The organism is Pseudomonas sp. GW821-FHT05D12 (assembly GCF_059419825.1).
In genome coordinates this window covers 1-7,675 of the sequence record NZ_JBWKSN010000031.1, presented here as the reverse complement: position 1 = coordinate 7,675, position 7,675 = coordinate 1, and the positions used below count along the sequence as shown (strand labels likewise).

The window sequence follows — 7,675 nt, the reverse complement described above, 5'->3', positions numbered from 1 at the left end:
CCCCCCCCCCCCCCCCCCCCCCCCCCCCCCCCCCCCCCCCCCCCCCCCCCCCCCCCCCCCCCCCGCTCCCACATTTGATTTCTGTCGCTCAAATAGCAGCGCGCACATGTTGAACAATGCGGACTCAACTGCCCCGTTCAACCTGCGCAAACACCTCGCGAAACCGCGCCATCTCCCGCTTGTTCCCCACCGTCACCCGCACCCACTGCGGCCAATTCTTCCACACCCTTCCGATCATCACGCCGTGCGCCGCCAGCATCTCGACGACCTGCTCCGCCGGTTGCTTCACGTCGATCATGAAGCAGTTGCTCTGCGACGCGGTGCAGGTAAAGCCACGGGCCTTGAGCCAGTTGACGGTCTCGTCGCGCAGTTGCGCGTTGAGTGCCTTGCGCTGGGGCAGCAGCTTGATGTCTTCGAGGCTCGCCAGCCCGCCGAGCAAGGTGGTGCCCGCCGGAACGTTGTCGCCGCCAAACACCGCCAACCGTTCCAGCAGCGCCGGATGGCCGATCGCCAGGCCCAGGCGGGCGCCAGCCAGGCCGTAGATTTTCGAGAAGGTGCGCAGCACCAGCAGGTCGTCGTGGTCCTTGACCCAACTGACAACGCTGGGCACGTCGGCAAAGTCGATGTAGGCCTCGTCCACCACCAGCACGCTGCCGGTGGGTTTGTTCGCCAACGCCAGGCGGACGGCATCAAGCGGGGTGATGGTGCCGGTAGGGTTGTTGGGGTTGCACAGGTAGAGCATGCCGGCCTGGGGATCGGCGGCGAGCATGGCGGGGATATCGTGGGCGTGGTCGGCGCGAAGGTTCACTTCATGCACCGGCGCCTTGTTCGACTCGGCGGCCTGGCGCGGCACTTCGTAGGACGGCGTAGCCATCACCAGGCCACGAGAGGCGCTGGTGAACGCCAACACGGCGTAGCGCAGGGCGGCCATGGAGCCCGAAAACACCGCCACCTGCTCTGCGGCGAGGCCCTGCTGCTGGGCAAACAATGCGGCGAGCGCGTACATGTGCGGATAGGGATAGCGCCCGGAGGTGGCGATGCCACGCGCCATGGCTTCGCGCGCCGCCTGTGAGGGGCCGTAGGGGCTTTCGTTGTAGTTGAGCAGCACCGCGTCAGTCGGTTTCGGCGGGGCCGCCACCGCCCACTCCAGGCGCCCCAGCCAGGGTAACGCAGCGCCAAAGGCAAGAAGGGACCGACGACTAACGCTGACCATGGTAACTACTCCTTGTAGACCGGGGATGGATTCGCACAGCTCGTACAGAGAGGTATGACGAGATAATCCTGGACGAATTTAAACCGGCGCCCAAGAAAAAGCCCCGCGCTTCTCTCGAAGGCGGGGCTTTTTCAACGCTGCGACACTCAGTGAGCGTAGGTCAGCAACAGCTCTTTCGGCACTTGGAAATCCAGGGACATCATCACGCTGAGCGCGGTGATGGTGAAGATCGAGAACACGAACAGCTTGCGCGCCCAGACGGTGTCATCCACCGCCTTGTAGCCGGTCCAGGCCATGTACAACCAGTACATGCCCATGGCGGCAGCGACGGCGAGGTAGCTCATGCCGGCGTAGCCACTGAAGGTCAACATCAAGGTCGCCACGAGGAAGGCCAGGATGTACAGCAGGATGTGTTTCTTGGCCACCTGGATGCCACGCTTGACCGGCAGGACCGGAATCGACGCAGCCAGGTAGTCATTGAAGCGAAAGATCGCGATGGCGTAGGAATGCGGCATCTGCCACAGGCTGAACATCACCAGTAGCGTCAGCGCGGCCATGTCGAAGCTATTGGTCACAGCTACATAACCAATCACCGGCGGCATCGCCCCCGACAGACTGCCCACCAGCGTGCCGTGAACCGACTTGCGCTTGAGGTACAGGCTGTAGAGGCCGACGTAGATGACAAAGCCGATCACGGCAAACAGCGCCGCCAACGGGTTGGCCACCTTGTACAACAGTGCCACACCGGCAACACCCAGGACGGTCGCGTAGATCAGTGCCAGCTTCAGGGAGATAAGGCCCTGGACCAGCACGCGATTCTTGGTGCGCTCCATCTTGATATCGATGTCACGGTCGATGCAGTTGTTGAAGACACAACCGGAAGCTACCACCAGGGACGTACCGATCATTGCAGCCAGGAAGATGGCCAGATCGACATGTCCCTTGGAGGCCAGGAAGAAGCCGCCCGCCACAGAAAGCACGTTACCGAAAATGATCCCCGGTTTGGTGATTTGGATAAAGTGCTTAAGCGACATCGGGTCTTACCTCACTTCGCCATCATGAACGTATGGATGCTGAACATGATCCATATCGACAGACCAACCAGCAGCAGGATTACCAGGCCTGCGAACACGAACGCGATCACGTTATCGCGCTGCTCTTTGGAACGATCCAGGTGCAGGAAGTACACCAGGTGAACCAGAACCTGAATCACCGCGAACGCCAATACGATCATCAAGGTGATCGACTTCGGCAGAGTCGGGTACATCACCAGACCAAACGGGATGAGCGTCAGGATTACCGACAGGATGAAGCCGATAGCGTAAGACTTTACGCTGCCGTGGCTCGCATCATGGCTGTCATGGTCATGGGAGTGTGCATTAGCCATTACAGAGTCCCCATCAGGTAAACAACGGTGAAGACGCAGATCCAGACCACGTCCAGGAAGTGCCAGAACAGGCTCAGGCAGCTCAGGCGAGTCTTGTTGGTGTTGGTCAGGCCGTGCTTATTGACCTGATACATCATCACCGCCATCCACAGCAGGCCGGCAGTTACGTGCAGACCGTGGGTGCCGACCAGCGTGAAGAACGCCGACAGGAAACCGGAACGGTGCGGACCGTAGCCTTCGGAGATCAGCAGGTGGAACTCGTTGATCTCCATGCCGATGAAGCCCAGGCCGAACAGGAAGGTCAGTGCCAACCAGCTCAGTACGCCCTTCTTGTTGCCCTTGTAGAAGGCCAACATGGCGAAGCCGTAGGTGATCGAACTGAACAACAGCAAGGCGGTTTCGCCGAGCACGTAAGGCAGTTCGAAGATGTCGTGGCCCGACGGGCCACCCGCTACGTTGTTTACCAGTACCGCGTACACCGCGAAGATCGACGCAAACAAGATGCAGTCGGTCATCAGGTAGAGCCAGAAACCGAAAACGGTCATCGGCCCCGAGTCGTGGTGATGGTCATCGTGCCCATGGTCATCGACATGGGCGTGTCCAGCATTGGTCACTAAGTTCGACATGATTTAAGCCTGTTCCAACGAAGTTTCTACACGGTTGGCCGGGATTTTCTTCTCGGCTACCAGGCGAGCGTGCTGCTCGGCTTCGATGCGTTCGATCGTTTCGACCGGCACCATGTAGCCTTGATCATCACGGGCAGCGTGGATGATGAAGTAACCGATAGTGCCTACCAGGCTCACGATTGCCAGCCACCAGATGTGCCAGATCATCGCGAAACCGAACACGGTCAGCAGGCCGCCCATCACCACGCCAGTGGCGGTGTTGTTTGGCATGTGGATCGGCTCGTAGTGCTTCGGTTGCTGGTACGCAGTACCGTCTTCCTTGGCTTCGGTGAACGCATCAATGGTGTTCGCAGTAGGGATCACGGCGAAGTTGTAGAACGGTGGTGGCGACGAAGTCGACCATTCCAGGGTGTGGCCATTCCATGGGTCGCCGGATTCGCAAGCGTTCTGCTTACGGTCACGGATACTCACGTACAGCTGGATCAGCTGGCAGGCGATACCGACAGCAATCATCACCGCACCGAACATGGCGACGTACAGGTACGGCACCCACTCAGGGTTGGTAGTGGCGTTCAGACGACGGGTCATGCCCATGAAGCCCAGTGCATAGAGCGGCATGAACGCGACGAAGAAGCCCGAGATCCAGAACCAGAATGCAGCCTTGCCCCAACCTTCGTGCAGCTTGAAGCCGAACGCTTTCGGGAAGTAGAAGCTGAAACCAGCGATGTAGCCGAATACCGCACCACCGATGATCACGTTGTGGAAGTGAGCGATCACGAACAGGCTGTTGTGCAGCACGAAGTCAGCACCCGGGATGGCCAGCAGTACGCCGGTCATGCCGCCGATGGCGAAGGTCACCATGAAGCCCAGGGTCCACAGGACCTGGCTGGTGATACGCAGACGGCCGTGATAGATGGTGAACAGCCAGTTGAATAGCTTCACCCCCGTCGGGATCGAAATCAGCATCGTCGCCAGGCCGAAGAAGGCGTTGACGCTGGCCCCCGAACCCATGGTGAAGAAGTGGTGCAGCCAAACCATGAAGCCCAGTACCGAGATCGCGCCGGAGGCGTAGACCATCGAGTGGTGACCGAACAGGCGCTTGCCGGTAAAGGTCGAGATCACTTCAGAGAAGATACCGAACGCTGGCAGGATCAGGATGTACACCTCAGGGTGACCCCATGCCCAGAACAGGTTCACGTACATCATTGGATTGCCACCAAGTTCGTTGGTGAAAATGTGGAAATCCAGGTAACGGTCAAGCGACAGCAGCGCCATGGTAGCGGCCAGGATCGGGAACGAAGCCACGATCAGGACGTTGGCCCAGGTGCAGGTCCAGGTGAAGATCGGCATGTCCATCAGTTTCATGCCAGGAGCGCGCATCTTCAGGACGGTGGCCAGGAAGTTGACCCCCGTCAATGTCGTCCCGAGCCCTGATAACTGTAGCGCCCAGATGTAGTAGTCCACACCCACGCCAGGGCTGTACTGGATGCCCGACAATGGCGGATAAGCAACCCAACCGGTCTTGGCGAATTCGCCGACGCCCAGGGACACGTTGATCAGCACCACGCCGGAAACCAGCAGCCAGAAGCTCAGGGAGTTCAGGAACGGGTAGGCAACGTCACGGGCACCAATCTGCAGCGGCAAGGCAAGGTTCATCAGGCCGGTGAAGAATGGCATCGCCATGAAGATGATCATGATCACACCGTGGGCGGTGAAGATCTGGTCATAGTGTTCAGGTGGCAGGTAGCCAGGCGAACCCTCGGTGGCCATGGCCAACTGGGTACGCATCATGATGGCGTCGGCAAAACCACGCAGCAGCATGACCATGGCAACGATGACGTACATGACGCCGATTTTCTTGTGGTCGACCGAAGTCAGCCACTCGGTCCACAGGTAGGTCCACTTCTTGAAATAAGTGATTGCTGCAAACAGTGCCAGACCACCCAGCGCGATCATGGCGATAGTCACCATTACGATCGGCTCGTGGAACGGGACCGCATCCCAACTTAATTTACCAAACATCGTTTACTCCTCTGCCCCAGCAGTTGAATGCGAGCCCGTGTCAGAACCTTCAACCGCGGCCACTTCTTTCTTCTCGTGCTTGACCGGCTTGCCTGGCTTCATACCTTCGTACTTGTCGACGATTTTCTGAAACAGGTTCGGCTCATACGTGGAGTACAGGGCGACTGGGTTGTTCTGGCTCGGTTTGGTCAGGGCATCGTATTCAGCTTGATCAAGCTGTTTAGGTGCGGCCTTGACTTCGGCTACCCAGGCGTTGAAATCTTCCTGGCTCGTCGAGATCGCTTTGAATTTCATGCCGGTGAAGCCAGCGCCGCTGTAGTTCGCGGAGATGCCTTCCATTTCAGCTTTTTCGTTGGCGATCAGGTGCAGTCGGGTCTGCATGCCTGCCATCGCGTAGATCTGACCGCCCAGGGCAGGGATGAAGAACGAGTTCATCACGGCGTCGGAGGTGATCCGGAAGTTAAGCGGGGTGTTCTCCGGGAAACGGATCTGGTTAACCGTGGCGATACCCAGGTCCGGGTAGATGAACAGCCACTTCCAGTCCAGCGCGACCACTTCGATGTTGATCGGCTTGACGTCGGACTCCAGCGGACGGTACGGGTCCAGCTCGTGGGTCGACTTATAGGTGATGTAACCCAGGGCGATGATGATGAGGATCGGAACCAGCCACACCGCGATTTCAATCTTGGTGGAGTGCGACCACTTCGGCGCGTAGGTCGCGCTGGTGTTCGACGCGCGGTATTTCCAGGCGAAGGCGAACGTCATGATGATCACAGGCACCACGACCAACAGCATCAGCAGGGTCGCGGTGATGATCAGGTTGCGTTGATCCAGACCGATCTGTCCTTTTGGGTCCATCAAGGTCCACTTGCAGCCTCCCAGCATTAACATCATGCCAAGCAGCGGCAAAAAGCCTAGTAATCGGGGGTACCTGTTTTTACTCATCTCACGACCTCTAAAGCAGCTTGCGCAATGCAGTTGGGTTTTGATCGCCAACACTTCACCCTGCCAAGGGTTGGCATTTCTCTTCGATTGAATAAGAGCCTGCCCATCACGTCATAACTCTACGTTTCACGGACCTGCGGTGAGTTCTTATTCGATTTCGTGGTTAAAGGCCTTGTTACAGACCAATTCCATTTGGTGCGGATAGTTGAAAGGCTGCCGGAACCTGGGGTCGCACAGAGCCATCCATCTGCCCCTCGACCGCTCCAATGCTCAAATATTGAACAGCACCGGACATTCAGTGCGGGCGATTGTAGTTAGCTAGCGATGTATAAACCATGTCTTATAAAGAAATAATTTTTATCGATTACAGCAATAATCCTTCACCATTATTGCAACGGTTCGCGATCTTATCGCGTTCGATTCTCAACAAAAACCACAAAAATTGCCGTGTTATTCGTCAGTGAGTCGCATCCCCTACAGGTCGTAAGGGCAAGGCAAACCGATGCAAGCCCCCATAAAACAAGGCATTCAGACATCACCGCGAGCCTCGAACAACCGAAGCTTGCGAGGCCGCTGCAAACGACGAACTGACAGCACAAATTGACCGCTCGGTGCAAATTTAAGCGGCCGATCGGCGGGTCAGAAACGTCCTGCGACAGCGTCCGTGTGACAACATGTCGCACACTGCGCGCACCTAAACTTGCCCCTCGTCACAGCCCTTTCACAAATCCCTACATACGAAAACGCCCCGGCCTTCCTTCAAGAAGGACCGGGGCGTTTGTGTAACGGTTCAGCCCTGGCGCTGACGATTCCGATAGATGCCCAGGGGCACCAGGATCACGGTCAGCACGAACGCCACCAGCGCCCATTGCGCCAGGGACAGGCCGAGGATCGGCGGGTACGGGGTGCTGCAGAAACCGTCCACCTGGAAGCCCAGGGGGAACACCTTGGCCAGCGGCAGGTCGTCGACGATCGGTTGCAGCACGTCGATGCCGCAGCTGACCTGTGGGAAGAACTGGGTGTACACGTGATGGCCGGCAGCCGCCACGCCGCCGAGGGCGCTGAGGATCACCAGGCCTTCAAACAACGTGATCGCCCCCTTGGTGCGCATGGCTGCGCCGATGAACGCGAAGATCGCGATCAACAGCAGCGCATAGCGTTGCAGGATGCACAGCGGGCACGGCGCCTCGCCCAGCACCACCTGCATGTACAGCGCACCGCCGATCAGCGCCAGGCAGATGATGCCCAGCAACACCAGAAAGCGCCGCTCCCTGCCTAAACGCAATTCGTCACTCATCCCCGTTTCCCTTTGTTTGGTTGTACCAATGGCCGCAAGTTTACACACAGAGAGTGGTTTAAACAGAGGGGGGTTAACGGGGGATTAATCAGGAGCAATAGAGAACTGAATGTGGGAGCGGGGGGGGGGGGGGGGGGGGGGGGGGGGGGGGGGGGGGGGGGGGGGGGGGGGGGGGGGGGGGGGGG

Annotated in this window: 7 protein-coding genes and 1 pseudogene; 1 reads left to right on the top strand and 7 read right to left on the bottom strand. The window is 58.6% G+C overall.

The annotated features are described in order from the left end of the window. Positions 1 to 124 precede the first annotated feature (124 nt). The 6 genes from ptaA to cyoA form a co-directional block, all read right to left on the bottom strand. Positions 125 to 1,213: a pyoverdine biosynthesis transaminase PtaA gene (gene ptaA / locus AC07SI_RS30295; protein WP_495007112.1), complete on the bottom strand. Its 1,089-nt coding sequence runs from the start codon at positions 1,211 to 1,213 to the stop codon at positions 125 to 127. 146 nt (positions 1,214 to 1,359) lie between these two features. Then, positions 1,360 to 2,247 carry a heme o synthase gene (gene cyoE / locus AC07SI_RS30290; protein WP_003194050.1) on the bottom strand — a complete coding sequence of 296 codons (888 nt, stop codon included), beginning with the start codon at positions 2,245 to 2,247 and terminating at the stop codon, positions 1,360 to 1,362. A gap of 11 nt (positions 2,248 to 2,258) precedes the next feature. Continuing rightward, a complete protein-coding gene (gene cyoD / locus AC07SI_RS30285) occupies positions 2,259 to 2,600 on the bottom strand; it encodes a cytochrome o ubiquinol oxidase subunit IV (RefSeq protein WP_010206434.1) in 342 nt (113 codons plus the stop codon). Beyond that, the gene (locus AC07SI_RS30280; protein WP_010206435.1) at positions 2,600 to 3,226 is read right to left on the bottom strand and encodes a cytochrome o ubiquinol oxidase subunit III; all 627 of its coding nucleotides are present in this window, start codon (positions 3,224 to 3,226) and stop codon (positions 2,600 to 2,602) included. The genes cyoD and AC07SI_RS30280 overlap by 1 nt, the downstream gene beginning before the upstream one ends. 3 nt (positions 3,227 to 3,229) lie before the next feature. Further along, positions 3,230 to 5,248, bottom strand: a complete 2,019-nt coding sequence (gene cyoB / locus AC07SI_RS30275; RefSeq protein WP_065908533.1) for a cytochrome o ubiquinol oxidase subunit I — start codon at positions 5,246 to 5,248, stop codon at positions 3,230 to 3,232. A 3-nt stretch (positions 5,249 to 5,251) separates the two neighbouring features. Beyond that, positions 5,252 to 6,193: a ubiquinol oxidase subunit II gene (gene cyoA / locus AC07SI_RS30270; RefSeq protein WP_053132079.1), complete on the bottom strand. Its 942-nt coding sequence runs from the start codon at positions 6,191 to 6,193 to the stop codon at positions 5,252 to 5,254. 27 nt (positions 6,194 to 6,220) lie between these two features. Between cyoA and AC07SI_RS30265 the strand changes: the two are divergent. Next, a pseudogene (locus tag AC07SI_RS30265) lies at positions 6,221 to 6,511 on the top strand (hypothetical protein). Between the two features lie 472 nt (positions 6,512 to 6,983). Here AC07SI_RS30265 and AC07SI_RS30260 read toward each other — a convergent pair. Next, positions 6,984 to 7,490, bottom strand: coding sequence for a disulfide bond formation protein B (locus tag AC07SI_RS30260; protein ID WP_065908531.1), 507 nt, complete (start codon positions 7,488 to 7,490; stop codon positions 6,984 to 6,986). Positions 7,491 to 7,675 lie beyond the last annotated feature (185 nt).

Excerpts from the sequence above, each read along its gene's own strand:
- ptaA (WP_495007112.1), bottom strand. The coding sequence starts at position 1,213 with ATGGTCAGCGTTAGTCGTCGGTCCCTTCTTGCCTTTGGCGCTGCGTTA.
- cyoE (WP_003194050.1), bottom strand. The coding sequence starts at position 2,247 with ATGTCGCTTAAGCACTTTATCCAAATCACCAAACCGGGGATCATTTTC.
- cyoD (WP_010206434.1), bottom strand. The coding sequence starts at position 2,600 with ATGGCTAATGCACACTCCCATGACCATGACAGCCATGATGCGAGCCAC.
- AC07SI_RS30280 (WP_010206435.1), bottom strand. The coding sequence starts at position 3,226 with ATGTCGAACTTAGTGACCAATGCTGGACACGCCCATGTCGATGACCAT.
- cyoB (WP_065908533.1), bottom strand. The coding sequence starts at position 5,248 with ATGTTTGGTAAATTAAGTTGGGATGCGGTCCCGTTCCACGAGCCGATC.
- cyoA (WP_053132079.1), bottom strand. The coding sequence starts at position 6,193 with ATGAGTAAAAACAGGTACCCCCGATTACTAGGCTTTTTGCCGCTGCTT.
- AC07SI_RS30260 (WP_065908531.1), bottom strand. The coding sequence starts at position 7,490 with ATGAGTGACGAATTGCGTTTAGGCAGGGAGCGGCGCTTTCTGGTGTTG.